Below are 25,260 nucleotides of genomic sequence, written 5' to 3'. Positions count from 1 at the left end.
CCTGAAAACACGGCCGGACGCGGCCGCCAGCGCGGTTGAAGCACCAAGCCGCCGGCCGGGCAAGCCGGCTTGACGTGCGTGCCGCGCCGCCCTGAACTGCGCCGCCGCCGCTCCGGCCTTTCGGTCGTGGGCCGTCGCACCTATCTCAGCCGCACCGCACAGACGCGGGCTTTGCCGGCCGCCGGAGGAATCAGTCATGTCGCGTAGCGTGGATCTTTTCGTCATCGGCGGCGGCTCGGGCGGCGTGCGGGCCGGACGCATCGCGGCCCAGCACGGCGCGAAGGTGATGCTGGCGGAGGAATATCGCCTCGGCGGGACCTGCGTGATCCGCGGCTGCGTGCCGAAGAAGCTGTTCGTCTATGCCGGACGCTATGCCCATGATCTGGAGGACATGGCCGGCTTCGGCTGGACCGTGGAGGGCGCCCGCTTCGACTGGCCGACGCTGATCGCACGGAAGGACCAGGAGATCGCCCGTCTGGAGGGCATCTACCGCCGCAACCTCGTGGCGCCGGGCGTCGAGATCGTGGACGGGCGGGCCGAGATCATCGGCCCCAACCGCGTGCGCCTCGTCGCCACGGGCGAGGAGATCGAGGCCGGCCACATCCTCGTCGCCACCGGCGCGCATCCCGCGCTCGGCCCCGCGATTCCCGGCGCCGAGCGCGCCATCACCTCCAACGAGGCCTTCCATCTGCCCCGCCTGCCGCCGCGCATCCTGATCCAGGGCGGCGGCTATATCGCGGTGGAGTTCGCCTGCCTGTTCCGCGCGCTGGGCAGCGAGGTGCATCTCGTGTTCCGCGCCGACCAGATTCTGCGCGGCTTCGACGAGGACGTGCGCGCGCTGGTGGCGCAGGAGATGGCCCATTCCGGCATCGTGTTCCACACTGGCCAGACCCTCACAGGAATCACCGCCGAGGGCGGCACGAAGACGGTCACGCTGTCCGACGGCTCCGCCATCGCGGTGGACGAGGTGATGCTGGCCATCGGCCGTCTGCCCAACACCTCGGGCCTGGGGCTGGACGCCGTGGGCGTTGCCACCGACAAGGTGGGCGCGGTGATCGTGGACGCGGACGGGCGCACCAATGTGCCGTCCATCTATGCGGTGGGCGATGTCACCAACCGGATCAACCTGACCCCCGTCGCCATTCGCGAGGGCCATGCCTTCGCCGACAGCGTGTTCGGCAACAAGCCCTGGCGGGTGGATCACAGCCTCGTCGCGACCGCCGTCTTCACCGAGCCGGAGGTGGGCACCTGCGGCCTCAGCGAGACCGCCGCGCGCGCCGCCGGGCATGCGGTGGACATCTACAAGTCCCAGTTCCGGCCCATGCGGGCGACCCTCTCGGGCCGCGAGACGCGCATGCTGGTGAAACTCATCGTCGATCAGCAGAGCGACAAGGTGCTGGGCTGCCACGTGGTGGGCGAGGGCGCGGGCGAGATCATCCAGATGGCCGCCATCGCCATGGGCATGGGCGCCACCAAGGCGGATTTCGATCGCACGGTCGCTGTCCATCCCACGGCGGCCGAGGAACTCGTGACGCTGCGCACCAAGAGCGCGTGAGCTCGCCAGCGGACCCTCTGGACGAACGCCCGCCGGCTTTGCCATAGAGCCGGCGGGCGTCGATGGATTTCGGGCGGAGCGACTCGCCTCCGGCCGATCCGGCGCCGAAGCGGGCGTTCCATTCCTTCGGGGGTATTCCGTGCGCAAGTCAGGTTCTGTGGCCGTGCTGGCCGCCGCTGTGTTTCTCTCCGCCGCCGCCTCTGCGGCGCCGATCCCGCCGCAGCAGGACAAGGCGGGAGCCTTGCTCAAGTATCAGGTGCTGACGCCCCCGGACCGGCGGGCGACCCTCGACGCGTTCATGGGCCGCAAGCTCAGCGACGGCGCCTTCACGGCGCTCGACGCCTGCACCCTGCGGCAGGCGACGGAAGACAATGCGGGCCGGGTGAAGCTGTCGGCCACCATCGCTGCCTGCGCCAAAGAAACCGGCAACTGACGGGTTCGGCGGGGCGGGTGCGCCCCGCCGATACGGGTCAATGCGGCTGCGCGCCCATCTGGCCGCCGAAGAGCTTTCCCTTCTCGGCCCAGAAGGTGGAGAGGATGGCGAGGAAGCCGAGGCAGAAATAGCCGAGCGCCAGCGGCAGCACCGAGCCCGCCACCGACTGGCCGACCACCATGCCCATGATGGCCCCGAACAGCGTCGTGTAGAAGCCGATGAAGGACGAGGCGGTGCCGGCAATTGCGCCGAGCGGCTCCATGGCCATGGAGTTGAAGTTCGGCACGGTGAGCGCGAACAGCGCCTGGTTGAGCGCGATCAGCGTGCAGAAGAGCAGGAAGGGCGGCTTGCCGTCATAGGCGAGGGCGAATGCCACCTGCAGCCCGCCCACCAGCGTGAAGCCGATGATGGCGGCGTGCGAGAGGTGGCGCATGCCGATGCGCCCCACGAGCCGGGAATTGAGGAAGGACGCCGCCGACATCACCGCCGCGACGGACGAGAAGGCGAGGGGGAAGGCACTGCCGAGGTGATAGACCTCGGTGTCGAAGATCTGCGGGGCCGAGGCGACGAAGGACATCAGCGCGCCCATCATCAGCCCCATGCCGGTGGCATAGCCGAAGGCCCGCCGCGTCGTGACCGTGACCTTCAGCCCGCGCACGATGGAGGCGACGGAGAAGGGCACGCGATTTTCCGGATGCAGGGTCTCCGGCATGCGCAGGCCGAACCAGACCGCCAGAATCACGCCGAGCGCCAGCATGGCGAGGAAGATGAGGTGCCACGTGCCCACCAGCAGGATGGCGCTGCCGAGCGTCGGCGCCACCACGGGCACGACGAGGAACACCATCATGCACAGCGACATGACGCGGGCCATGTCGCGGCCCTTGAAGCGGTCGCGCACGATGGCGACAGAGAGCACGCGGGCCGCCGCCGTGCCCATGCCCTGGATTGCGCGGGCCACCAGCAGGACCGTGAAGTTGTCCGTGACCATGGCCAGGCCGCAGCCCACCGCATAGATGGCGAGACCGATGATGAGGGCGGGCTTGCGGCCGATGACGTCCGAGATGGTGCCGAACACCAGCTGCATCAGCGCGAAGCCGATCATGTAGGCGGTGACGATGAGCTGGAGATCGCCGGCGCGGGGCACCTTCAGATCGACGCGGATCGGCTCGAAGGCCGGGAGCAGGTTGTCGATGGAGAAGGCGGTGACGCCCATCATCAGCGCGACGAGGGCGACGAATTCGACAAAGCTGGGCTTCTGGGCCGCCGCCGATGCGACGCCCGGATCAGATCTGGTCATACATTTACTCAAGGTGGGGCCGCGCGACGCCAGCCGCGCAGGGCCAGCCCTTTTAAGCGATGCCGCGACAAAAAGCGCGTCCCTGTGCGGGCAGGGCGGGCGGGGATGATTGCATGGAGCGCATGGCTCATTGCGTGACTGATTTTCAGGCAGACGTCGCGCTCATGTGACAATCCGCAGGGCAGACCCGCCATGTTCCGGTTTCGTGCCCCCGGTGGGTCGTGTATAAGCGCCAATCCGCATCCTCTGACCATGGAGCCAAGGACCGGACGCACGGCGCATGGGCGCCGCGCGAAACTGGATGGAGATCACTATGACCACCCGCCCTGTTTCCGACCGCAACCCGAGCGCCGAGATCGTGTCTCGCCGCGCCGAAGGCTGGCGTCCGGATTCCTGGCGATTTTATCCCGTGGTCCAGGTGCCCGATTATCCAGACAAGGTCGCGCTCGGCGAGGTGGAGGGCAAGCTCGCCTCCTACCCGCCGCTGGTTTTTGCAGGTGAGGCCCGCCGCCTGAAGGCGCACCTCGCTAAGGTTGCGGCCGGCGAGGCTTTCCTGCTCCAGGGCGGTGACTGCGCCGAGAGCTTCGACGAGCATTCGGCAGACAACATCCGCGATTTCTTCCGGGTGTTCCTGCAGATGGCCGTGGTGCTGACCTTCTCCGGCGGCTCGCCGGTGGTGAAGGTGGGCCGCATCGCCGGCCAGTTCGCCAAGCCCCGGTCGGCCCCGACCGAGACGGTCAACGGCGTGGAACTGCCGAGCTACCGCGGTGACATCGTGAATGACATCGCGTTCACGCCGGACGCCCGCATTCCCGATCCGCATCGCCAGCTCGAAGCCTACCGCCAGTCGGCGGCGACGCTGAACCTGCTGCGCGCCTTCGCTTCGGGCGGCTATGCCAACCTTGCGAACGCGCATCAGTGGATGCTCGGCTTCGTGAAGGACAGCCCGCAGTCGCACCGCTATCAGGAACTGGCGAACCGCATCACCGAGGCGCTCGACTTCATGCGCGCCTGCGGGATCGATCCGCAGGTGCATCCCGAGATGCGCTCGACGGATTTCTTCACCAGCCACGAGGCGCTGCTGCTCGGCTACGAGCAGGCGCTGACCCGTGTCGATTCGACCTCCGGCGACTGGTACGCCACCTCCGGCCACATGCTGTGGATCGGCGACCGCACCCGCCAGCCGGACCATGCGCATGTCGAGTATTTCCGCGGCATCCGCAATCCGATCGGCATCAAGTGCGGTCCCTCGCTCTCGGCCGACGGTCTCATCCGCCTGCTGGATGTGCTCCAGCCCGACAATGAGGCCGGCCGCATCACCCTGATCTGCCGGTTCGGCGCGGAGAAGGCGGCCGAGCACCTGCCGGCGCTGGTGCGGGCGGTGCAGAAGGAAGGCCGCACGGTGGTGTGGTCGTGCGATCCCATGCACGGCAACACCATCAAGGCTGGCTCGGGCTACAAGACGCGGCCGTTCGACCGCATCCTGTCCGAGATCCGGACCTTCTTCGATGTCCATGCGGCGGAAGGCACGATCCCCGGCGGCGTGCATCTCGAGATGACCGGCAAGAACGTCACCGAATGCACCGGCGGCGCGCGGGCCATTTCGGACGAGGATCTGCGCGACCGCTACCACACCTATTGCGATCCGCGCCTCAATGCGGAGCAGTCCATCGAGCTCGCCTTCCTGGTGGCCGAACTGCTCAAGACCGCGCGCCAGTCGCGCGGGCGGCGGGAGGTGGTCGCGGCCGAGTGAGCCGCGTCCATTCTCAGCAAACTTTTGGAGATGCCCCGGTTCGCCGGGGCATTTTCGTTTGTGGGGATGTGTCCGCTCAGGCGGCGATGGAGCGGGCCGGGCCGGTGATGCCCTCAAAAGCGCCGTCCTTCAGCTCGGCGATGAGCAGCCGGCCGGGATCGACGGGGCCCGGCATGGCGATGCGGCCATGCGGCACCACCTTGAATCCGAAGCGCCGGTAATAGGGCTCATCCCCCACCAGCAGGATCAGGCCGTGGCCCTGATCGCGGGCCGCATCCATGCACACCCGCATCAGCCGGCCGCCGATGCCCACCGCCCGGAACGGCGGCTCGACCGTGAGCGGGCCGAGCAGGAGCGCGGGCTGGCTGCCGATCAGGATGGGCGTCTGGCGCACCGAGCCCACCATCATCGTCCCCACATAAGCGGTGAAGGAGAGGGTGAGGTCGTGGGGCACGTTCTCGCGCAGCCGGAAGGCGGTCCGCGCGAAGCGGCCGGGGCCGAAGGTCCGCTGATGCAGCCGCTCGATGGCGGCGTTGCTCTCAGGCGATTCGGTCGTGACGGTGATGGGCAGTTCGGTCATGGATCAGGGCCTTCGGCGCGAGACGGGATGCACCCGCCCGGGCCGCGACGGCCACTCAGGCAGGCAGGAACGCAGGACGCCGCGCCACAAGGCGCGGGGCGGTCTCTCGTCGTCGCTGGCAGGCCTGGATCATGACACCCTCAAGGGAAGGCGGCGCCATTAGCACGGCTTTTGCGGTCGGTCCAGCGCCGGCCGGAAAATGGCGAGCCGGCTCGGGACACGAAAGCCGATTGCGGGCCGGCGGGGGCCGTCGCACAGTAACGGGACCCAGTCCGCGCGATCCGGGGGGCTCCGCGTGAAAGGCCAGGCCGCCGATCGTCTATTCCCGCGGCCTGCTGCCTTCGTGGCCGTTCCCCCGTCGCGCTCACAAGAAGCTGGGCGCCCTGAAACCGCCGCCGCAGGCGGCCGGAGGAAACGCGATGAGGCCCATCACCCAGACGCTTGAACGCCTGTGCCTGAAATCGAACCATGTGCGCGCCATGGCTTGGGCCTTCGCCCTCGCTCTTGCGGTCGCCGGTTCCGTGCTGCCGACGCCCGCATCCGCGCTCGATGCCATCGTCGAGAAGAAGAGTTTCACGCTCCCCGCTTACACGACGCAGGGTGGCGCGCCGCTGAAGGATGTGAAGATCGGCTGGGAAGCCTATGGCACGCTCAATGCCGACAAGAGCAACGTGATCCTCGTCACGCACTTCTTCTCGGGCTCGAGCCATGCGGCGGGAAAATACAAGGCCGATGACAAGGTCGCCGGCTATTGGGACGCCATCATCGGCCCCGGCAAGCCGCTCGATACGGACAAATATTACATCATCTCGTCCGATACGCTGGTAAACCTCAACGCTTACGATCCGAACGTCATCACCACCGGCCCGGCCTCCCTTCAGCCTGGCACGGACAAGCCCTATGGCATGAGCTTTCCGGTGGTGGGCATCCGCGACTTCGTGAACGTGCAGAAGGCGCTTCTGGAGAGCCTCGGCATCACTAGGCTCCATGCGGTGGCGGGCGCCTCCATGGGCGCCTTGCAGGCCTATGAATGGGCCTCCAGCTATCCCGAGATGGTGGGGCGCATCATTCCGGTGATCGGCGCCAGCGAAACCAGCGGCTGGCTGATCGCGCTGCTGGATGCGTGGGGCGCGCCCATCCGCGTCGATGCCAACTGGAACAATGGCGATTATTACGGTCGCACCCCGCCCAAGGCGGGGCTGACGCAGGCGCTCAAGATGGTCACGCTCTGGGCCGGCTACTGGACCTGGGTGGACGACACCTTTGGCCGCAAATGGGCCGAGCCGCAGCAGGATCCAGCGGCCGCCATGGGCAACCGCTTCCTGGTGGAATCAACGATCGACAAGATCTCCGCCGCCCGCGCCGAACTCTCGGATGCCAACCATCTCCTCTATCTCGTGAAGGCCAACCAGCTCTTCGTGGCCGGAGGGGATGCGGCCGTCTCGCGCATCAAGGCGCCGGTGCTGTTGATCTCCACGGACGAGGATCTCGTCTTCCCGCCCCCCGTCATTGCCAAGACGGCCGAGCGCGTCCGCGCCGGCGGCGCCAAGGTGGAGCAGGTGAAGATCGGCGGCGGGCGCGGGCATCTGAACGGCGTCGTCAACATCTCGGAGGCGGGTGACGCCATCCGCACATTCCTCGCGAAATGACGGGATGGGCCTAATGTGAATGCCATTCACATTAGGCCCGCAATGCGCTACGGTCTCCCGGTTCCGCCGGGAGGCCGCCATGACGCTCGAACCGCTTCTTGCCGCCTCGCCGGCCATCCAGATCCATACGGCGGCGGCGCTCGCGGCCCTAGCCCTCGGAACGGTGCAGGTCACGCGGCCCAAGGGCAGTGGCGCCCACAAGCGGATGGGGTGGTTCTGGGTGGCGCTGATGGCGGTCGTCGCGCTGAGCTCATTCGGCATCCACGAATTGCGCCTCTGGGGCCCGTGGAGCCCGATCCATCTCCTCTCCGTCATCACGCTGGTCGGTTTGTGGGGCGCGGTGCGGGCGGTCCGGCAGGGGCGGATCTCCGATCACCGCCGCATCATGATGCAGCTCTTCTGGCTGGCCCTGATCGGCGCCGGGGCCTTCACGCTCGTCCCCGGACGGCTGCTGCATCAGGTGGTGTTCGGCTGAGGCGACGGGGCCGAAAAGGGCCGTTTGCGGCTCGAATGTGGCACCCAATCCCCAGATGTCTGAACTGCCCAGCGCAAGCCCTTGTCCGACAAGGGTTTTATTGGGCACGGGGAGGGGGCTTTTGCTGGTGTTGCGGGGATGAATCGGCTACAAGAAACGGCTAATCGCCGACCATGAAAGAGTGCTCGTTTGGCTGATAACGACACGCCCCCGCAGGGTGGCGCGACCCCCTCGGACATCCGGCCCGTCTCCATCACGGACGAGCTGTCGCGTTCCTATCTCGACTATGCGATGAGCGTCATCGTTGCGCGCGCTCTGCCCGACGTGCGCGATGGCCTCAAGCCGGTCCACCGCCGCATCCTGTTCTCGATGCACGAGAACGGCTACGAGTGGAACAAGCAGTATCGCAAGTCGGCCCGTGTCGTCGGCGACGTCATCGGTAAGTATCACCCGCACGGCAACCAGTCGGTCTATGACGCCCTCGTGCGCATGGTGCAGACCTTCTCCATGCGCGTGCCGCTGATCGACGGTCAGGGCAATTTCGGCTCGGTGGACGGCGATCCGCCGGCGGCCATGCGTTACACCGAGGTGCGCCTCGAGAAGGTGACGCAGTCGCTGCTGGACGAACTCGGCCAGGACACGGTCGATTTCCAGGCCAACTACGACAATTCCGAAAACGAACCCAGCGTTCTTCCCGCCCGCTTCCCGAATCTGCTCGTGAACGGCGCCGGCGGCATCGCGGTGGGCATGGCCACCAACATTCCGCCGCACAATCTGGGTGAGGTGATCGACGGCACGGTGGCCCTGCTCGACGATCCGGTAATGGATCCCGAGCTGCTGCTCGACTATATCCCCGGCCCCGACTTCCCGACCGGCGCCCTCATCATGGGCCGCTCCGGCATCCGCCAGGCTTACATGACGGGCCGCGGCTCGATCATGATGCGCGCCCGCGCCACCATCGAGACGGTGCGCAAGGAGCGCGAGGCGATCATCATCACCGAGATCCCGTATCAGGTGAACAAGGCGACGATGATCGAGAAGATCGCCGAGCTGGTGCGCGACAAGCGCCTGGAAGGCATCGCCGAGATCCGCGACGAGAGCGACCGCGAAGGCATGCGCGTGGTCATCGAGGTGAAGCGCGACGCCCAGGCGGACGTGGTGCTGAACAATCTCTACCGCATGACGCCGCTCCAGACCTCGTTCGGCGTGAACATGGTGGCGCTCTCCGGCGGCCGCCCGGCGGTGATGACGCTGCACGACACGCTCACCGCCTTCATTGCCTTCCGTGAGGAGGTCGTGAGCCGGCGAACGAAGTTCCTTCTCCGCAAGGCTCGCGACCGAGCCCATGTGCTCGTGGGTCTCGCCATCGCCGTCGCCAACATCGATGAAATCATTCAGCTTATCCGCACCGCACCCGATCCGGGCACGGCACGCGAGCGGCTGATGGAGCGTCATTGGCCGGCTAAGGATGTGGCCTCCTTGGTGGCTTTGATTGCCGATCCTCGCCATGTGGTGGCCAGCGACGGCACCTATCGCCTCTCCATGGAGCAGGCCCGCGCCATCCTCGACCTGCGCCTGCAGCGCCTCACCGCCCTCGGTCGCGACGAAATCTCCGACGAGTTGGACAAGCTGGCGCTGGAGATCGCCGAATATCTGGAAATCCTCGCCAGCCGGCCGCGCATGCGGGCCATCATTCGCGAGGAACTGCTGGCGCTGCGGGCCGAGTTCAACACGCCCCGCCGGACCGAGATCACCGAAGGGTTCGGCGATCTGGACGACGAGGACCTCATCGCCCGCGAGGACATGGTCGTTACCGTGTCTCACGCCGGCTATGTGAAGCGTGTGCCGCTGTCCACCTATCGGGCACAACGGCGCGGCGGCAAGGGGCGCTCGGCCATGCAGACTCGGGACGAGGATTTCGTCACCCGTCTGTTCGTGGCCTCGACCCACGCCCCGGTGCTGTTCTTCTCCTCGAAGGGGCAGGTCTACAAGCTCAAGGTGTGGCGCCTGCCCGCCGCCGCGCCCCAGGCGCGCGGCAAGGCGCTCATCAACATCCTGCCGCTCCAGCCGGACGAGCGGATCACCTCCATCGTCCCGCTGCCGGAAAATCTGGAAGAGCACAGCCTCTGGCAGATCATGTTCGCGACCACCGGGGGCACCGTCCGGCGCAATGCGCTGGCCGACTTCAGCCAGGTGAACCGCAACGGCAAGATCGCCATGAAGCTGGAGGAGGGCGAGCAGATCGCCTCGGTCCAGCTCTGCAACGAGCATCAGGACGTTCTGCTGACCACGGCCAACGGCGCCTGCATCCGCTTCCCCGTCCCCGAGGTGCGCCTGTTCAAGGGTCGCGACAGCGTCGGCGTGCGTGGCATCCGGCTGGAGGAGGGCGACCGGCTCATCTCCATGGCCATCATCAACCACACCGATGCCGCTGCCGAAGAGCGGGTGCAGTATCTGCGCCAATCCCGCGCCCAGGCGGCCGAGGATGCGCCCATCGAGCTGGAAGGCGAGGCGCCCGCGGCCGAGGGCAAGCTCGATCCGGTCAAGTTCCTGGAGATGGAGACGAACGAGCAGTTCATCCTCACCCTCTCGGAGAATGGCTACGGCAAGCGCACCTCGTCCTACGAATATCGCGTCACCGGGCGCGGCGGTAAGGGCATCGTCGCCATGGCGGTGAACGAGCGCAACGGCAAGCTCGTCGCCTCCTTCCCGGTGCGTGACGCCGACCAGATCATGCTGGTGACGGATGGTGGCCAGCTCATCCGCTGCCCGGTGAACGGCATCCGCATCGTCGGCCGCAGCAGCCAGGGCGTCATCGTCTTCGACACCGCCGCGGACGAGCGCGTGGTCTCGGTGGAGCACATCAGCGAGGACGAGGCGGGCGAAGCCACCGAGGGCGAAGGCGAGGAGACCGGCGCCCCCGACGAGAGCCCCGAGGCCTGATCCATGATCTCCGCAGAGAGCCTGGCCATCTTCATCCTCGCGTGCCTCGCTCTCTGCGCGACGCCCGGCCCCAATGTGGCGCTCATTGTCGGCACCAGCCTGAAGCACGGGCGCAAGGCCGGCATGCTGAGCGCGCTCGGGGTCAATGTCGGCATCATCCTCCAGCTCGCCGCCGTGGCGGCGGGCCTTTCCTGGCTGGTGGACCTGTTCGCCCGCCATTTCGACGTGATCCGCTATCTCGGCGCGGCCTATCTGATCTGGCTGGCCGTGTTGCAATGGCGCGGTGCCGGCAAGATGGGCGACAAACCCATGCCCACCCGCCGGGCGTCCTTCGGGCGTGGCTTCGCGGTCGCCTTCGCCAATCCCAAGACGCTGCTGTTCCACGCGGCCTTCCTGCCGCAGTTCGTCACCAACACCGCCGATCCCGGCCCGCAGATCGCGCTGCTTGCGGCCATCTTCGCGCTGATCGCGTTGGTGGGCGACATGATCTGGGCAGTGGTGGCGGACCGGGCCCGCGCGGCGCTCGCCGGCCGCTTCACCCGCATCGCCGACCGGGTGTCCGCCGGCATTCTCGCCGGCGGGGCCTTGGTGCTGCTCGCCGCCGGCCGGCGCTGACCCGCCCCATTGCGCTGCGCGCCGTCTAAGGCTACCCCATCGCCATGAGCCGACCCGACCACACGCGCCGCGTTGCCATCTATGCCGGTTCGTTCGATCCGCCGACGAACGGCCATCTCGATGTGGTCCGCTCGGCCTCGCGCCTCGCCGACCATCTCGTGCTGGCGGTCGGCATCCATCCCGGCAAGACCCCTCTGTTCACCGCCGACGAGCGGCTCGCGATGCTCAAGGACATCTGCGGTCCCATCGCGCAGGAGGAGGGCGCGACGCTCGAGGCCATCACCTTCGGCGATCTCGTAGTGAACACCGCCCGCCGGGTCGGCGCTACGCTGCTGATCCGCGGCCTGCGCGACGGCACCGACCTCGACTATGAAATGCAGATGGCGGGCATGAACGGCACCATGGCGCCGGAGATCCAGACCGTCTTTCTCCCGGCTTCGCCGCGCGTGCGCCCCATCACCGCCACGCTGGTCCGGCAAATCGCTGCCATGGGCGGCGAGGTCGCGCCGTTCGTGCCTGCGGAAGTGCTCGCGCGCCTGAAGGCCAAGTTCCCCTCCGCGTCCTGACCGGACGACCCGCCATTCACCCGCCGTCTCACGGGCGAAGACCCGCCGGCGATCCAAGGAGCCTTGTGATGTCCCGTCTCATCGGCCGCCGTGAATTCACTGGCCTTGCCTTCGCCACGGCCTTCGCCGCCCCGGCCATGGCCCAGACCGCCAAGCCTGCGCCGAAGAGCGATCCGCAGAACACGCTCTATCTCGACACGGCCTATGGCCGCGTGGTGATCGCGCTGCGTCCCGATCTCGCGCCCGCCCATGTGGAGCGCCTCAAGACGCTCACCCGCGAGGGCTATTACAACAACGCGCCGTTCCACCGCGTCATCGACGGCTTCATGGCCCAGACGGGCGATGGCCAGTATGGCAACGGCACCGGAGGTTCGAAGTATCCGAACCTTAAGGCCGAGTTCAGCAACACCCCGTTCGTGCGCGGCACGGTGGGCATGGCCCGCGCCTCCTCGCCGGACAGCGCCAATTCCCAGTTCTTCATCTGCTATGCGGATTCCTCCTTCCTGAACGGCCAGTACACGGTGGTCGGGCAGGTGGTCTCCGGCATGGAGTTCATCGACAAGCTGAAGAAGGGCCCGAAGGAAGCCAATGGCGCGGTGCCCAATCCCGACCGCATCGTGAAGATGCAGGTCGCGGCCGACGTGAAGTGATCCATTCCAACAATCATCAGGAGAGGCCCAATGGCTGAAGAACTGCTCGTCCTCGAAACCACCAAGGGCGACGTGACCATCAAGTTCCGCCCCGATCTCGCCCCGAACCACGTGGCGCGCATCAAGGAGCTGGTGAACGAAGGCTTCTACAACAACGTCCCGTTCCACCGCGTCATCGAGGGCTTCATGGCCCAGACCGGCGACGGCCAGTATGGCAACGGCATGGGCGGCTCCGGCAAGAAGCTGAAGGCCGAGTTCAATGCGGAGCCGCACGTGCGCGGCACCTGCTCCATGGCCCGCGCCCAGAACCCGGACAGCGGTGACAGCCAGTTCTTCATCTGCTTCACCGACGCCCGCTTCCTCGACCGCCAGTACACGGTGTGGGGGCAGGTGGTGTCCGGCATGGAGAATGTGGACAAGATCAAACGCGGCGAGCCCGTGCAGGATCCCGACAAGATCGTGACGGCCAAGCTCGTCGCCGCCGAGTGATCGGCGCGCCGCTGGCGTTCTGAAGACAACGGCCCCTGTTTCCAAGCGGAACCGGGGCCGTTTCATTATCTGGCGGCACCACCTGCGGGATGATCAAGCACCGCCGCGAGGAGCGCCTCCACCGGCTCCACGGAATCAAGCCTCAGGACCGGCGCGCTCTGGCGCTGAAGCCAGTCCTCGTGGGCCGCGCGGCTGCGGCGCTCGGGACCTGCGGTGTCATAGCTTTCCGCCCATTCGAGAAAGGCCCGGCTCACCTCGGCCATGTCGCCGCCCGGCCGGATGCGCTCGCCATATCGCTGCTCCTCCCGAAGCCGGATCCGTTCCATGCGCACCGCCGGATCGAGGTGGAGGAAGACGATGAGATCGTAGAGGGGCTCAAGCGGAGTAGCCCATTTGAGCGCGGAGCCGGAGAGCACCCACCCCACATCCGGCAGCGCCTCCTGTTGCAACAGCGCAAGGCGCGCGCTCACCTCTCGCGGGGTGGTGAAGGGCGGCTCGGTCGGCATCCAGAAGAAGCGGTCGGTGTCGAGATGCCGGATGCCCAGCACTTCCGCAACGGCGGCGCCCAGCGTCGAGGTGCCCGAACCGGACGCCCCGGTGATGTGGATATGGACCATGGCAGACCCTCCGGCGTGGGGCGCCTAGATAGGCCCTACCTGAGCCGGAATGCCATCAACTCTCGATGACGCGGCGACCGTTCTTCAGGTAGGGCGGGCGCGGAATGCCGGAATGGGCGGCGCGCAAAGCGGCGGACCAACGTTCGCGCAGGTCGTGGAAATAGGGCTCGCCCGGCTCGATGCGGTAGTTCAGTTCCGCTTCCAGCGTGTTCGGGCAGAGCACCAGCACGTCGATGGGCAGGCCGACGCCGAGGTTCGAGCGCATGGTGCTGTCCATGGAGATGAGGCTCGCCTTGAGCGCGTCGGAAATCTCCATGTCATAGGTCACGGCGCGGTCCAGAACCGGCTTGCCGTATTTGTGCTCGCCGATCTGAAGGAAGGGCGTGTCGGTGGTGCATTCGATGAAATTGCCCGCCGAATAGACCATGAACAGCCGTAGCGGCCCGCCGGCGATCTGGCCGCCCAGCAGGAAGGACACATCGAAGCTGACATTGCTGTGCTCCAGCGCCTGCGCATCCACCGCATGCACCTGCCGGATGGCGCGGCCCACGAGTTGCGCGGCCTGGAACATGGTGCGGCAGTCGCCGATCATCTGCCGTTCCCCGGCCTCATGGTCCTCTACGCCCTCGTGCAGCAGGCTGACCACGGACTGGGACACCGAGAGATTTCCGGCGGAGGCGAGCGCCATCACGTAATGGCCCGGCTCCTCGAAAATGTGCAGCTTGCGGAAGGTGGAGATGTTGTCGAGCCCGGCATTGGTGCGCGTGTCCGCGATCATCACCAGCCCGTCCCGAACCAGAACGCCGCAACAATAGGTCATGGTTTCTCCCAGGGCCCTTCGGGGCTCGCCCTTTCTTCCGCGCGGACGTGCCGCACGCAGCTTCTCCCAAACATAAGTCGCGGCGCAGGTCGAGCCTATTCCACTTCTTCGGGTGCCGATCCACGGCGGAAGGGGCCAAGAGCCGAGAGATCTTCATTGGCCTGCGCCACATAGGCGCGCTCGCGCTCCAGATAATTGGCGACCGCCCGCCGCAGGCCGGCGTCGGCGATCCAGTGGGCGGAATAGGTGGTGCGCGGCAGGTAGCCGCGGGCAAGCTTGTGCTCCCCCTGCGCCCCGGCCTCCACCACCTTGAGGCCCCGGGCGATCGCGAAATCCACCGCCTGATGGTAGCAGACCTCGAAATGCAGGTACGGGTGATGCTCGATGCAGCCCCAATAGCGGCCATAGAGCCGGTCCGTCCCGATGAGGTTGAGGGCGCCCGCCACATAGCGCCCGGCGCGCTTGGCCATCACCAGCAGGCACGCATCCGCCATCCGCTGCCCGAGCAGCGAGAAGAAGGCGCGGTTGAGATATGGGCTGCCCCATTTGCGGGAGCCGGTGTCCATGTAGAAGGCGAAGAAGGCATCCCAGGCGGCTTCCGTGATGTCCGCTCCTGTCAGCCACTCGATCTCGATGCCGTTCGCCAGCGCCTCCCGCCGCTCCTTGCGCAGCGCCTTGCGCTTGCGGGAGGCAAGGGCCTCCAGGAAGTCGTCATAGCTGGCGTAGCCCTCGTTCACCCAGTGGAACTGCTGGTCGGTGCGCTTGAGGAAGCCGAGCGCGGCCAGCGCCTCCCATTCTTCCTCCGTGGCGAAGGTCACATGGACGGATGAGGCATTGCGCAGCTTGGCCAGTTGCACGAGGCCAACGCCCAGCGTCTCACGCAAAGCGCCCTCATCCGCATCGCCGCGCACCAGCAGCCGGCGGCCGGTGGCGGGGGTGAAGGGCACGGCCGCCTGCACCTTGGGATAATAGCGCCCGCCCGCGCTCTCATAGGCCTCGGCCCAGCCATGGTCGAAGACGTATTCCCCACGCGAATGGGATTTCAGATAGGCGGGGGCCACCGCCGCCGGACGGCCGTCCGGCCCGTCCAGCACCAGATGCTGAGGCTGCCAGCCCGTGCGGGCGCGGGCGCAGCCGGCTTCTTCCAGCGCCTGGAGAAAGGCGTGGGAGACGAAGGGCTCGGGACGCGCCGCGCCTCCGGCGGCACAGGCGTCCCAGTCGGCGGCTGGGATTTCGGACAGAGCGGGGAGAATGCGGATCTCGGTCATGCCCGCCTAACATGGGCCTGAAGGCGCGACGCGGGAAGATGCTGCGGTGCACCTCCGGAAGGTCGGCTTACTGCTTGGGGTAGGGCTTCAGGATCAAGATACCGAGGTTCCTGGCCGGGTAGAAATCCTTGGCCGTCATCTGGAACTGCGTCGGACTGATCTTTTTCACGTCCTTGCCGCAGAAGCTGACGAGGTTCTCCGAGGCACCCTTGTCGACGGTGAGCTTGAAGTCCCGGATGGTGCCGCCGGACCAGTTGCCGCCCGTTTGCAGGATGTAGTGGATGCGCGCATCCGAAAAGGGCACCTCGCCGGAATTCTTCGAGGCCTTGGAGGCCTTCGACACCCCATTGAGGAAGGCCTGATCGACGCAGAACTGGTCCATCTGCTGGCGCTGCTCCTCGGCGGCGTACTCATTGTCCTTGAGCTTGAGGCCGATGAGCGTGCCCGCCGACATGCCGACGCTGGGTCGGTATTTGTGCTCGACCACCAGAGCCTTTCCGGCCGGAAAGGTCTGCGACCAGTAATAGGTGGACTTCAGGGTCCACTGCGGCGCCAGATGGCGCTCGGGACCCTTGCCGGCCTCATATTCGTCCACCATGCCGAGGCCGAGGGCCTCGAACTCTTTCCACTTGTCCTGCGGCAGGGCGTCCAGCGCCGCCTGAGTCTGCTTCAGATAGGGCGCGAGCGGGATCTTGAGGTCGCGCAGCATGGCCGTGCGGTCGATCTCCAGCGCCAGCGCCCGCTGCTCCAATTGGGTCTGGACCGGCTTGCCGTCGACCGTTGTCTTGAAGTCGAGGAAATTGTCCGACGCGTCGTTGGGAATGGTGATGTTCAGCGATTCCCGGATGGTGATGTCGGGCATCGGGAAGGCGACGAGAACCGTCTGGTCCTGCTTGGCGGTGTTGCGGAAGACATAGCGCACCCGCACTTCCTGCTCGGAAATGAACAGGTCCTCCGAGGCCATCTCGATATCGAGATTGGGCACCATGATGAGGCCGCCGGCGCTCAGGGCCGCTGTGCTGTCATTGGCGAGCGCGGGCGTTCCGGCCGCCGCAGCCAGCAGGCCGGCGATCAGGAGGCGGGCCGTGCAGCGGCCGAAGGTCTTGTGGTTGTCGATCATGCTCCGTCTCTCCCCTCGGCCGGTCAGGGCCGGAACCCCTCGAAGACGATCTGGTCGGCGCCGGCCGCGGCCAGCGCCCGATCTTCCGCCGTGCGCACCGTCCAGGTGAGCAGCGGCAGCCCCATGGCCCGCACCACCCGCAGCGCCGGCGCATCGAGGTCCGATACCCGGTAGTTCACGAACTGGAAGCGCGACCGCGACCAGTGGAGCAGAAGGCCCAGGCCCTTGCGGCGCACCGGCGGCACGCAATCCCATTCCGCATGGTCATAGCGGCGCTGGGCGACGATGCCGCGACGCACGCCGGGCGCCAGGCGCCCGATTTCCGCGACCATATCCGGATCGAAGGACATGAGGGCAATCGGCCCATTATATGCCGCCGCGAGCTCGGCCGTGCGCTGGACGAGACGCATGTCGCCGGAAAAATCGCTCTTGATCTCGATGATGAGCAGGCTGCGCCCGGCGACCCGCGCCAGCAGGTCCGGCAGCGTCATCATGATGTCGGAGGTGGATTTGAAGCGCACCGTCTTCAGCTCGGCCACCGTGCGGTCCGCAAGCCGTCCTTGCGCCTGCGTCAGCCGGTCGAGTGTGAAGTCGTGGAACACGACCGCCTCGCCGTCGCGGGTGAGCTGCACGTCCAGTTCGATGGCGTAACCGGCCGCCACGGCCGCATCCGCGGCCGAGGCGGTATTCTCGATGACGCCCGCCGCCGCGTCATGCAGGCCGCGATGGGCGACGGGGCGGGCAGTCAGGTCCATGGTGCTCAGGCCACTTCCACGATGGCTTCCACTTCCACCGCCGCATCGAAGGGCAAAGCGGCGATGCCGACCGCCGAGCGGGCGTGGCGGCCCTTGTCGCCGAACACTTCCACGAACAGGTCCGAGCAGCCGTTGATGACCTTGGGGTGGTCCACGAAGTCGGGAGCCGAGTTCACGAAGCCGACCAGCTTCACGATGCGCACCACCTTGTCGAGGTCGCCGAGGGCCACCTTCATCTGGGCGATGAGGTTGATGCCGCACAGGCGCGCGGCCGCGCGGCCGGCATCCACGTCGAGGCCGGCACCGAGCTTGCCGGTGGACAGCTTGCCGGCGCCGTCGATGGAGACCTGGCCGGAAATGAAGAGCAGGTTGCCGGTGCGCACGGACGGCACATAATTGGCGAGCGGCGCGGTGGGGGTCGGCAGGGTGATGCCGAGTTCCGCCAGTTTCTGTTCAACGCTTTGCGACATAATCCTCTCCTGCCACACCAAGTGCGCAATTTGCGACTTCCTCTTGGCCGAAGCAGGGACATGGCGCAAGCCATTCGCCCGTACTGGAGATCTGAAATGCCGCTTCGTCCGGGCTCCGCGAGCCTTGCTCTTGTCCTCACGCTCGCCGGCCTGCTGCCGGCCTCCGCGGAGGCGCTCCTGCCGCATCGGGCGGGGTACAAGATGACGCTCGACGCCAGCAAGAACTCCGGCCGGCTCGACGATGCCTCCGGGCGCATCGATTATGAGATCCGGGGCGATGCCTGCGAGGGCTATACGGTGAACATGCGGCAGGTCTCGAGCCTCGACACCGGGGAGGGGGCGCCCGTGCGCTCGGAGATGGTCTCCACCAGCTGGGAGGACGGCTCCGGCAACGCCTACCGCTTCAAGACGCGCGACCGCATGGACGGCGACACCAAGTCGGACGTGGATGCGCAGGCGAACCGCCTCGACAATGGCGACCTGCAGGTGAAGATCGCCAAACCGGACGCCCGCACCGTGGACCTGAAGGGCCGCATCCTGATGCCCACCGAGCACGTGGTGCATGTGCTCGAGGCCGCTGCGAAGGGCGACAGCCTCCTGGAAGCCAAGGTCTATGACGGCTCCAGCGACGGCACCAAGGTCTACAACACGCTGGCCGTCATCGGCCGGGCCAGCACCGACACGGCCAAGCTCTTCGACGGCGCCAAGGCGAGCCTGTCGGGCCACACCTTCTATCCGGTGAGCGTCAGCTACTATGACGCGGAGAAGAAGGACGCGAGCCCCGAATATGTCATGACCTTCACGCTCTATGACAACGGCGTCATCGGCGAGCTGAAGATCGATTATGGCGACTTCGCCTTGCGCGGCGCGCTCGATGCGTTCGAGCCGCTGAAAGCCTCCGCCACCCCGTGCCAGCCGAAGAAGTGAAGCGGGGCTGACATGACGCATACCCTCCATCTCGTCATCCACGGCCGCGTGCAGGGCGTCGGCTATCGGGCCTGGTGCGCGGACGAGGCTGTGTCGCGCGGCCTCTCCGGCTTCGTGCGCAACCGCCGGGAGGGCACGGTGGAGGCCGTGATTTCCGGCCCATCGGAGGCCGTCGCCGCGATGCTGGAGGCCTGCCGCTCGGGTCCCGCCCATGCCCATGTGGAGCGGATCGAGGAAGCGTTGGCGGAGGCGCCTCCCGCTGGAACCGGGTTCCGCGTGGCCGCAACGGTATGAAAATGCAACCACCGTTGCGCGTGCGGCTGCCTGCCGGGTGCTAAGCCGGCAGCAAAGGGGCGGGGCGTGCTTTTCCCGTCATAGCCACCCATAGGGAAAGGGAGCTATAGACCGCGCTCCAACTTGCCCAGGAGAGGGCCGTGCGTCTGTCTTCCACTGCACAGCCGATCGATTCCCGCTATGGCACGCCCCCCTTCGGACGGGCGCCCGAGGAGCCGACGCCCTGGTGGGCCACGGCGCGGGGCGTGGCGGTCATCGTCGGCCTCTGGGCGCTGGCGCATGCCCTGGTGGCGGTACTGCTGGAATCGTCCATCAATGTGGACGACGCCATCGAGAGCTATCTGGTCCAGTCGTTCCAGCTCTCCTATGTGCCGCGCAATCCGCCGCTGTTCGACTGGCTGCTCTATGGCCTGCTCTGGATCTTCGGGCCCGGCACGCTGCCCTATGCGATCCTGCGCTACGTGCTGCTGTTTACCTGCGGCATGCTGGTCTATCGCATCGCCCGCCGGGTGATCGCGGACCCGAAGCTTCAGGCGCTCGCCGTCTTCTCGCTCTCGGCGCTGTGGGTGATCGGCTATCACAGCCACCGCATCCTCACCCATTCCAACGTGATGATCGTCGCCATCGCCGGCAGCTTCCTGACGCTGCTGGCCATCGTGCGCGCACCCTCCGCCGCCCTTTATGCGGGCCTCGGGGCCTGGATCGCCGTCGGCCTGCTGGGCAAGTTCGGCTTCCTGCCCTTCGTCATCGTGCTGGTGCTGGCGAGCCTGTTCGAGCCGAGCTTCCGCCGCGCGCTGTTCGACCGGCGCATCCTGTTGACGCTGCTGGTCGCAGCCGGCCCGCTTGCCGTCTATCTGGTGGCGCTGAAGATGCTGGGACAGGACGTGATGGCCGCCACCGCCGAGGTGGTGGGCCCGAGCCCGGACCGCAGCTTCCGCAACGTGCTCGACACCTTCGCCGGGGCGTGGATCGGCTATCTGCTGCCGTTCGCGGCGCTCGCTGGCGCCGTCTTCCTGCCCTTCAACCGGGGCGAGGACGCCACTCCCTCGACGGAGGACCGCGCGGCCCCGCGCCGGGTGATCCGCACCATCATCATCCTCGGTACCGTGGGCACGCTCATCGGCGCGCTGGCGGTAGGCTCCACCAGCCTGCGCGACCGCTATTTCCACGTCTTCTTCCTGCTCTCCACCGTCTATGTCTTCGCCGAGCTGGAGCGGCTCGGCGGTTGGCGTGACCGGGTGAAGCTCTATCTGTGGGCGCTGGCCATCGTCGCTTTCGGCGTGCTTCTGGTGCGCGCGGCCATAACGCTCTGGCCCGATCCGCGCCTGTGCGGCCGCTGCGTCGCCGCCGAGCCCCTGAAGGCGCTGCGGCCGGTGATCGACCTCCAGTTCGGCGATGCGCCAACGCTGGTCGCCGACGATCGCATGTCGGCCGGCCGCCTCAAGGCCGCCATCCCCAATGCCCGCGTGGTGCTGATCCCGCCGGATACCTACCGCCCGCCGGCCCGTGCGGCGACGGGCTGCGCCCGCATCGCCGGCATCTCCAACGGCATCGGCAACCTGCCGCTGCCGAAGTCGGACGGCTCGACCATCGAGATCTGGTACAAATGGTGGGGTCCGCTGCTCCGCCCCCGCCGCCAGAGCCTGTGGCAGGTCATCCCGCTGAAGCTCGATGATCCGCTGTGCAGGTAGGGCGGGCAAGTTGAGGTTCTGAAACGGGCGTTGCCGACACCCCGCAAAACCGCCGGGTTTGCCTCTCACCGTCTCGGAAGGGCCGGTTCGTGGTGCGTGCGCCGCGTGCCGGCTCCTTCGATGAATGACAACGGAGGCCCCTGCATGACGTCGATCGAGACTGCCGTTTCCGCCTTGCGTCTGGAAAAGGATCCGAGCGAGCCTTTCACCTATGCGCCCGAGGAAATCGACGCTCTCGAAACGCTGACAGGGGTGCGCTTCCCGGAGGATTTCCGCTGGTATCTGACGCATGTGGGCTGGCGGAAGCTCGATTATGACCATGCGACGCTCCTCCTGCGCCCGGTCGCCCATGTCTATGCGCTGGAGTTCCGGGCGGTGGAGCACGGCGCGTTCGCGCAGCGCGCCTATCGCGATTTCGAGCGCCAGGCGGCGGATCTGCCGGACGGCGCGTCCGCCTATTTCCCGTTCGGCCAGATGCGCGGCGGCAGTCCGCAGATCATCCTGACCCTCGCCATCGCCTTGCGTGGCGCCGATGCCGGCGCCGTCTGGGCCGTGCGCGCGCAGGGCTCGTCGGCGGACGACGAGTTTGCCGCGCCGGTGCGCGTCGCCGCGAGCTTCACCGATTTCCTCGCCACGGTCGGTCCCCGGCGCAAGCTCGAGGCTGCTGCGGAAAAGGCGAACGGCGCTCTCTTTGACCGTCTGCTGGCGGAGGCGCTCGCGGCACCAGAAGTGGTGCCGACGCGGGCGCCGGAGCCGGAAAATCTGATCTCGCGCTTCTTCGAGACACCGGGAGATGTCGCCATCGATGCGGCGCGCAATGTGGAGGTTCTGGCGCGGGTGCTCGCCCAGCGGGTGGAGAGCGCGCAACGCTTTGCAGCCGAGGCGCACCGGTTCACGACGGAGGCGGCCGTCGAGACCGGCCTGCTCCCCCCGCCGTTACGGCGCGCGCGGATCCGCTTCGACCAACCGGTCGCTTTCGACCGCATGGATACGGTCCTGCGCAAGACCCATGGCTTCCGGGTCGTGCGGGTACAGAGCGAGGTTGGGGAGGGGCATCGCCTCACCGAGGACTATCTCGTTCACCAGGGCAAGGACGGCTGGACGCTGCTGCGCCGGGAGGAGGCGCGCATCGCCGACGTGAAGATCAGGGATGTCGGCACCTTCGCGTTCGACGCGACCTACAAATGGTCGCTCAAAAAGAAGGTGACGCCCGCCTGGAGTGAACGGCCGGCCGACATCTGCGTACTCGGAGAAGAAGATGCGCTCTCTCCGGCTCGGACGGCCTTCGTCGCGCAGGTCGTCGATCGTGCCGATTTCCGGCCGAACTTCGAATCCTTCGTCTTCGCGCTTTACCGGGATCGCCTTTATCCGGAGTTCGCGGCCATGAGCCCGGACGAGCAGCGGCACTGGGCAGACAGCTATCCCCGCCTCACGCGGCCCGATGAGATCTGGCGGCTGCTCGGCAAGACGCTGACCCTGACCATCGAGAGCGACGACACCTTCGCCCTCTCCGTACCCGCGAACTGGGACCCGGAACACGGCCTGTCGCTGCGCGTGACCGATTGGCGCATCGCCGCCTGATCCCGGCGGAGAAGGCAGACGGGTTCAGGACTGCGTGTTGGCGCTCCACGTGGCGTGGTCCACGTGGGGACGGGTGAGGAGGCCCTCCACCACGGCGTCGAGTTCCTCGCCCTCCACCTCCGTCGAGGTGAGGGTGGCGACGATCTCCACCTGCTCCTCGCCGCGCTCCACCACCTCCAGTTCGGCCACCGGATAGCTCGCGGCCTCCAGCCGCTCCTCCAGCAGGTCGCGCATCACGCCCGCCTGCTCCACCGCCGTGGTGAGGCTGACCGTATAGGTCGCCTCGATGCTCTCCGCCTTGATGGGAATGCGGTTGATGGCGTTCACCAGCGGCCGCAGCAGCGTGTTGCCGGCGATGACGAAGACCGTCAGGAGGAAGGCTTCGGCCAGCCGGTCCACGCCTGCGCAGGCGCCCACGGCGGCCGAGCACCAGAGCGTTGCCGCCGTGTTGAGGCCGCGCACGTTCAGCCCCTCCTTCATGATCACGCCGGCACCCAGAAAGCCGATGCCCGAGACCACATAGGAGATGACGCGGACCGCCTCCACATCCCCCGCTATGCCCTGCGCAAGATCCGTGAAGCCCGCAGCGCCGATGGCCACGAGGACATTGGTGCGCAGGCCGGCAGTGCGCTGGCGATACTGCCGTTCCGCACCGATCAGCGCGCCGCACACGAAGGCCGCCACATAGCTGACCACCGTGTCGAGGAAAGGCAGGAGGTGAAAGCTTTCTATGAACTTCATGCCGCCCGATAGCCACGCTTCATGACCAGGAGATGACACCCCGGCGAGCGGGAGCCTTGCCGCAATCCGCGAGCCGCCGCAAACGAAAAGGGCGCCGCTCGCGCGACGCCCTTCCCGTACTCGAAACCTGATCGAGAGGATCAGAAGTCCATGCCACCGCCCGTGCCGGCTGCGCCGGCATTGTCTTTTAAGGACGCCGGGCGGCGCCAACGGTTGCTCCTGGATCAGAAGTCCATGCCACCGCCCGTGCCGGCTGCGCCGGCATTGTCTTTTAAGGACGCCGGGCGGCGCCAATGGGTGCTCCTGGATCAGAAGTCCATGCCACCGCCCGGCATGGCCGGAGCCGCAGCAGCCTTCTTCGGCAGCTCGACCACGAGGGCCTCGGTGGTGATGATCAGAGCCGAGATGGAGGCCGCGTCCTGGAGAGCCGTGCGCACGACCTTGGCCGGGTCGATGATGCCCGAAGCCACCATGTCCACATACTCGCCCGTCTGGGCGTTGTAGCCGAAGGTGTAGGTCTCGTTCTCGAGGATCTTGCCGACCACGACCGAGCCGTCATCGCCAGCGTTGGCGACGATCTGGCGGGCCGGAGCCTGGATGGCGCGACGCACGATGTCGATGCCGGTCTTCTGATCGGTGTTCTCGACCTTCAGGCCTTCCAGCACCTTGATGGCGCGGAGCAGGGCAACGCCACCGCCGGGGACAATGCCTTCTTCCACCGCAGCGCGGGTGGCGTGCAGGGCGTCGTCAACGCGGTCCTTCTTCTCCTTCACCTCGACCTCGGTCGCACCGCCGACGCGGATCACCGCGACGCCGCCCGCGAGCTTGGCCAGACGCTCCTGGAGCTTCTCACGGTCGTAGTCCGAGGTGGTCTCCTCGATCTGCGCCTTGATCTGGGCGACGCGGGCCTCGATGTCGGCCTTCTCGCCATTGCCGTCGACGATCGTGGTGTTCTCCTTCTCGATCACCACCTTCTTGGCGCGGCCGAGCATGGAGAGGTTCACGTTCTCGAGCTTGATGCCGAGGTCTTCCGAGATCGCCTGGCCGCCGGTCAGGATCGCGATGTCCTGCAGCATGGCCTTGCGGCGGTCGCCGAAGCCCGGAGCCTTCACGGCCGCAACCTTGAGACCGCCGCGCAGCTTGTTGACCACGAGGGTAGCCAGAGCCTCGCCCTCGACGTCCTCGGCCACGATCACCAGCGGCTTGCCGGACTGCACCACGGCCTCGAGGACCGGGAGGAGTTCCTGCAGGTTGGAGAGCTTCTTCTCGTGGATGAGGATGTAGGGATCCTCGAACTCAACGCGCATCTTCTCGGCGTTGGTCACGAAGTAGGGCGAGAGGTAGCCGCGGTCGAACTGCATGCCCTCGACCACTTCGAGCTCGGTCTCGGCGGTCTTGGCTTCCTCGACGGTGATGACACCCTCGTTGCCGACCTTCTGCATGGCCTCGGCGAGGAACTTGCCGACATCGGCGTCGCCATTGGCGGAGATGGTGCCGACCTGGGCGATCTCGGCGTTCGAGGTCACCTTCTTGGCCTTGGCGGCGAGGTCCTTGACGATGGCGTCGACCGCGAGGTCGATGCCGCGCTTCAGGTCCATCGGGTTCATGCCGGCGGCAACCGCCTTGGAACCTTCCTTGACGATGGCCTGGGCCAGCACCGTGGCGGTGGTGGTGCCGTCACCGGCGAGGTCGTTGGTCTTGGAGGCGACTTCGCGCACCAGCTGGGCGCCGAGGTTCTCGAACTTGTCCTCGAGCTCGATCTCCTTGGCGACGGAAACGCCGTCCTTGGTGATGCGCGGGGCGCCGAAGCTCTTCTCGATCACGACGTTGCGGCCCTTGGGGCCGAGGGTGACCTTTACCGCATTGGCGAGGATGTCCACGCCGCGCAGCATCTTCTCGCGGGCATCACCGGCGAATTTTACGTCCTTGGCAGCCATTGTGCCTGTTCCTTCAGGTTGTGACGTTGTTCAC

The 25,260-nt window shown here is 66.9% G+C and carries 24 protein-coding genes; 14 read left to right on the top strand and 10 right to left on the bottom strand.

What is annotated here, in order from left to right:
• Window positions 1-196: 196 nt before the first annotated feature.
• Complete coding sequence (gene gor / locus AZC_RS12080; RefSeq protein ID WP_012170861.1) at window positions 197-1,555, top strand: glutathione-disulfide reductase; 1,359 nt, start codon at window positions 197-199, stop codon at window positions 1,553-1,555.
• 139 nt (window positions 1,556-1,694) lie between these two features.
• The gene (locus AZC_RS12075; RefSeq protein WP_133864157.1) at window positions 1,695-1,988 is read left to right on the top strand and encodes a hypothetical protein; all 294 of its coding nucleotides are present in this window, start codon (window positions 1,695-1,697) and stop codon (window positions 1,986-1,988) included.
• Between the two features lie 37 nt (window positions 1,989-2,025).
• Here the strand turns inward: AZC_RS12075 and AZC_RS12070 are convergent, their stop codons facing one another.
• Complete coding sequence (locus AZC_RS12070) at window positions 2,026-3,285, bottom strand: multidrug effflux MFS transporter (RefSeq protein ID WP_043879277.1); 1,260 nt, start codon at window positions 3,283-3,285, stop codon at window positions 2,026-2,028.
• A 313-nt stretch (window positions 3,286-3,598) separates the two neighbouring features.
• Here AZC_RS12070 and AZC_RS12065 point away from each other — a divergent pair, with 313 nt between their 5' ends.
• The gene (locus tag AZC_RS12065) at window positions 3,599-5,038 is read left to right on the top strand and encodes a class II 3-deoxy-7-phosphoheptulonate synthase (RefSeq protein ID WP_012170859.1); all 1,440 of its coding nucleotides are present in this window, start codon (window positions 3,599-3,601) and stop codon (window positions 5,036-5,038) included.
• Window positions 5,039-5,114: 76 nt separating this feature from the next.
• Here AZC_RS12065 and AZC_RS12060 read toward each other — a convergent pair whose 3' ends face one another.
• Window positions 5,115-5,618: a GNAT family N-acetyltransferase gene (locus AZC_RS12060; RefSeq protein ID WP_012170858.1), complete on the bottom strand. Its 504-nt coding sequence runs from the start codon at window positions 5,616-5,618 to the stop codon at window positions 5,115-5,117.
• A gap of 419 nt (window positions 5,619-6,037) precedes the next feature.
• Here AZC_RS12060 and AZC_RS12055 point away from each other — a divergent pair, with 419 nt between their 5' ends.
• The 7 genes from AZC_RS12055 to AZC_RS12025 all read left to right on the top strand — a co-directional run bounded on the left by AZC_RS12055 (window position 6,038) and on the right by AZC_RS12025 (window position 13,005).
• On the top strand, window positions 6,038-7,267 hold the full coding sequence (locus AZC_RS12055) for an E22 family MetX-like putative esterase (RefSeq protein ID WP_012170857.1): 1,230 nt from the start codon (window positions 6,038-6,040) through the stop codon (window positions 7,265-7,267).
• Between the two features lie 79 nt (window positions 7,268-7,346).
• On the top strand, window positions 7,347-7,742 hold the full coding sequence (locus AZC_RS12050; RefSeq protein ID WP_043879276.1) for a DUF2306 domain-containing protein: 396 nt from the start codon (window positions 7,347-7,349) through the stop codon (window positions 7,740-7,742).
• A 189-nt stretch (window positions 7,743-7,931) separates the two neighbouring features.
• Window positions 7,932-10,685 carry a DNA gyrase subunit A gene (gene gyrA / locus AZC_RS12045; RefSeq protein WP_012170855.1) on the top strand — a complete coding sequence of 918 codons (2,754 nt, stop codon included), beginning with the start codon at window positions 7,932-7,934 and terminating at the stop codon, window positions 10,683-10,685.
• 3 nt (window positions 10,686-10,688) lie between these two features.
• Window positions 10,689-11,300: a LysE family translocator gene (locus AZC_RS12040; protein ID WP_012170854.1), complete on the top strand. Its 612-nt coding sequence runs from the start codon at window positions 10,689-10,691 to the stop codon at window positions 11,298-11,300.
• A gap of 44 nt (window positions 11,301-11,344) precedes the next feature.
• Window positions 11,345-11,866, top strand: coding sequence for a pantetheine-phosphate adenylyltransferase (coaD, locus tag AZC_RS12035; RefSeq protein ID WP_012170853.1), 522 nt, complete (start codon window positions 11,345-11,347; stop codon window positions 11,864-11,866).
• 68 nt (window positions 11,867-11,934) lie between these two features.
• Window positions 11,935-12,516 carry a peptidylprolyl isomerase gene (locus AZC_RS12030; RefSeq protein ID WP_043879275.1) on the top strand — a complete coding sequence of 194 codons (582 nt, stop codon included), beginning with the start codon at window positions 11,935-11,937 and terminating at the stop codon, window positions 12,514-12,516.
• A gap of 30 nt (window positions 12,517-12,546) precedes the next feature.
• Entirely contained in the window at window positions 12,547-13,005 is a 459-nt protein-coding gene (locus AZC_RS12025) for a peptidylprolyl isomerase (RefSeq protein ID WP_012170851.1), read from the top strand.
• A gap of 65 nt (window positions 13,006-13,070) precedes the next feature.
• Here AZC_RS12025 and AZC_RS12020 read toward each other — a convergent pair whose 3' ends face one another.
• From AZC_RS12020 to AZC_RS11995, 6 genes are all read right to left on the bottom strand, one after another.
• Window positions 13,071-13,622 (bottom strand): ATP-binding protein, encoded by a 552-nt coding sequence (locus AZC_RS12020; RefSeq protein WP_012170850.1) that lies wholly within the window; start codon window positions 13,620-13,622, stop codon window positions 13,071-13,073.
• A gap of 55 nt (window positions 13,623-13,677) precedes the next feature.
• Window positions 13,678-14,442: a proteasome-type protease gene (locus tag AZC_RS12015; protein WP_012170849.1), complete on the bottom strand. Its 765-nt coding sequence runs from the start codon at window positions 14,440-14,442 to the stop codon at window positions 13,678-13,680.
• A 95-nt stretch (window positions 14,443-14,537) separates the two neighbouring features.
• On the bottom strand, window positions 14,538-15,710 hold the full coding sequence (locus tag AZC_RS12010) for a GNAT family N-acetyltransferase (RefSeq protein ID WP_012170848.1): 1,173 nt from the start codon (window positions 15,708-15,710) through the stop codon (window positions 14,538-14,540).
• Between the two features lie 67 nt (window positions 15,711-15,777).
• The gene (locus AZC_RS12005; RefSeq protein WP_012170847.1) at window positions 15,778-16,830 is read right to left on the bottom strand and encodes a DUF4424 domain-containing protein; all 1,053 of its coding nucleotides are present in this window, start codon (window positions 16,828-16,830) and stop codon (window positions 15,778-15,780) included.
• A gap of 23 nt (window positions 16,831-16,853) precedes the next feature.
• The gene (locus AZC_RS12000) at window positions 16,854-17,585 is read right to left on the bottom strand and encodes a glycerophosphodiester phosphodiesterase family protein (protein WP_012170846.1); all 732 of its coding nucleotides are present in this window, start codon (window positions 17,583-17,585) and stop codon (window positions 16,854-16,856) included.
• 5 nt (window positions 17,586-17,590) lie between these two features.
• Window positions 17,591-18,055: a RidA family protein gene (locus AZC_RS11995; protein ID WP_012170845.1), complete on the bottom strand. Its 465-nt coding sequence runs from the start codon at window positions 18,053-18,055 to the stop codon at window positions 17,591-17,593.
• Between the two features lie 96 nt (window positions 18,056-18,151).
• Here AZC_RS11995 and AZC_RS11990 point away from each other — a divergent pair, with 96 nt between their 5' ends.
• The 4 genes from AZC_RS11990 to AZC_RS11975 all read left to right on the top strand — a co-directional run bounded on the left by AZC_RS11990 (window position 18,152) and on the right by AZC_RS11975 (window position 22,548).
• Window positions 18,152-18,982: a cell envelope integrity EipB family protein gene (locus AZC_RS11990; RefSeq protein ID WP_012170844.1), complete on the top strand. Its 831-nt coding sequence runs from the start codon at window positions 18,152-18,154 to the stop codon at window positions 18,980-18,982.
• Between the two features lie 12 nt (window positions 18,983-18,994).
• The gene (locus tag AZC_RS11985; RefSeq protein WP_012170843.1) at window positions 18,995-19,276 is read left to right on the top strand and encodes an acylphosphatase; all 282 of its coding nucleotides are present in this window, start codon (window positions 18,995-18,997) and stop codon (window positions 19,274-19,276) included.
• 140 nt (window positions 19,277-19,416) lie between these two features.
• Window positions 19,417-20,967, top strand: coding sequence for an ArnT family glycosyltransferase (locus tag AZC_RS11980; RefSeq protein WP_012170842.1), 1,551 nt, complete (start codon window positions 19,417-19,419; stop codon window positions 20,965-20,967).
• Window positions 20,968-21,111: 144 nt separating this feature from the next.
• Window positions 21,112-22,548 (top strand): SMI1/KNR4 family protein, encoded by a 1,437-nt coding sequence (locus AZC_RS11975; protein ID WP_043879274.1) that lies wholly within the window; start codon window positions 21,112-21,114, stop codon window positions 22,546-22,548.
• Window positions 22,549-22,572: 24 nt separating this feature from the next.
• On the opposite strand, the gene AZC_RS11970 is transcribed toward AZC_RS11975, so the two are convergent.
• Window positions 22,573-23,289, bottom strand: coding sequence for an MgtC/SapB family protein (locus AZC_RS11970; protein WP_012170840.1), 717 nt, complete (start codon window positions 23,287-23,289; stop codon window positions 22,573-22,575).
• Between the two features lie 308 nt (window positions 23,290-23,597).
• Window positions 23,598-25,226, bottom strand: a complete 1,629-nt coding sequence (gene groL / locus AZC_RS11965) for a chaperonin GroEL (RefSeq protein WP_012170839.1) — start codon at window positions 25,224-25,226, stop codon at window positions 23,598-23,600.
• Window positions 25,227-25,260: the final 34 nt, after the last annotated feature.

It is taken from the genome of Azorhizobium caulinodans ORS 571 (assembly GCF_000010525.1).
GTDB lineage: Bacteria > Pseudomonadota > Alphaproteobacteria > Rhizobiales > Xanthobacteraceae > Azorhizobium > Azorhizobium caulinodans.
Note: the sequence above shows the minus strand (reverse complement) of the source record. Positions and strands in the feature narration are given on the sequence as shown.

What these genes read in the sequence shown, in the direction of transcription:
- AZC_RS12065 (WP_012170859.1), top strand. Translation starts at nt 3,599, where the DNA reads ATGACCACCCGCCCTGTTTCCGACCGCAACCCGAGCGCCGAGATCGTG.
- AZC_RS12060 (WP_012170858.1), bottom strand. Translation starts at nt 5,618, where the DNA reads ATGACCGAACTGCCCATCACCGTCACGACCGAATCGCCTGAGAGCAAC.
- AZC_RS12015 (WP_012170849.1), bottom strand. Translation starts at nt 14,442, where the DNA reads ATGACCTATTGTTGCGGCGTTCTGGTTCGGGACGGGCTGGTGATGATC.
- AZC_RS12005 (WP_012170847.1), bottom strand. Translation starts at nt 16,830, where the DNA reads ATGATCGACAACCACAAGACCTTCGGCCGCTGCACGGCCCGCCTCCTG.
- AZC_RS11995 (WP_012170845.1), bottom strand. Translation starts at nt 18,055, where the DNA reads ATGTCGCAAAGCGTTGAACAGAAACTGGCGGAACTCGGCATCACCCTG.
- AZC_RS11975 (WP_043879274.1), top strand. Translation starts at nt 21,112, where the DNA reads ATGACGTCGATCGAGACTGCCGTTTCCGCCTTGCGTCTGGAAAAGGAT.
- AZC_RS12000 (WP_012170846.1), bottom strand. Translation starts at nt 17,585, where the DNA reads ATGGACCTGACTGCCCGCCCCGTCGCCCATCGCGGCCTGCATGACGCG.
- AZC_RS11990 (WP_012170844.1), top strand. Translation starts at nt 18,152, where the DNA reads ATGCCGCTTCGTCCGGGCTCCGCGAGCCTTGCTCTTGTCCTCACGCTC.
- AZC_RS11970 (WP_012170840.1), bottom strand. Translation starts at nt 23,289, where the DNA reads ATGAAGTTCATAGAAAGCTTTCACCTCCTGCCTTTCCTCGACACGGTG.
- coaD (WP_012170853.1), top strand. Translation starts at nt 11,345, where the DNA reads ATGAGCCGACCCGACCACACGCGCCGCGTTGCCATCTATGCCGGTTCG.
- AZC_RS12010 (WP_012170848.1), bottom strand. Translation starts at nt 15,710, where the DNA reads ATGACCGAGATCCGCATTCTCCCCGCTCTGTCCGAAATCCCAGCCGCC.
- AZC_RS12040 (WP_012170854.1), top strand. Translation starts at nt 10,689, where the DNA reads ATGATCTCCGCAGAGAGCCTGGCCATCTTCATCCTCGCGTGCCTCGCT.
- AZC_RS12050 (WP_043879276.1), top strand. Translation starts at nt 7,347, where the DNA reads ATGACGCTCGAACCGCTTCTTGCCGCCTCGCCGGCCATCCAGATCCAT.
- AZC_RS12020 (WP_012170850.1), bottom strand. Translation starts at nt 13,622, where the DNA reads ATGGTCCATATCCACATCACCGGGGCGTCCGGTTCGGGCACCTCGACG.
- groL (WP_012170839.1), bottom strand. Translation starts at nt 25,226, where the DNA reads ATGGCTGCCAAGGACGTAAAATTCGCCGGTGATGCCCGCGAGAAGATG.
- AZC_RS11985 (WP_012170843.1), top strand. Translation starts at nt 18,995, where the DNA reads ATGACGCATACCCTCCATCTCGTCATCCACGGCCGCGTGCAGGGCGTC.
- AZC_RS12070 (WP_043879277.1), bottom strand. Translation starts at nt 3,285, where the DNA reads ATGACCAGATCTGATCCGGGCGTCGCATCGGCGGCGGCCCAGAAGCCC.
- AZC_RS12055 (WP_012170857.1), top strand. Translation starts at nt 6,038, where the DNA reads ATGAGGCCCATCACCCAGACGCTTGAACGCCTGTGCCTGAAATCGAAC.
- AZC_RS12025 (WP_012170851.1), top strand. Translation starts at nt 12,547, where the DNA reads ATGGCTGAAGAACTGCTCGTCCTCGAAACCACCAAGGGCGACGTGACC.
- AZC_RS12030 (WP_043879275.1), top strand. Translation starts at nt 11,935, where the DNA reads ATGTCCCGTCTCATCGGCCGCCGTGAATTCACTGGCCTTGCCTTCGCC.
- gor (WP_012170861.1), top strand. Translation starts at nt 197, where the DNA reads ATGTCGCGTAGCGTGGATCTTTTCGTCATCGGCGGCGGCTCGGGCGGC.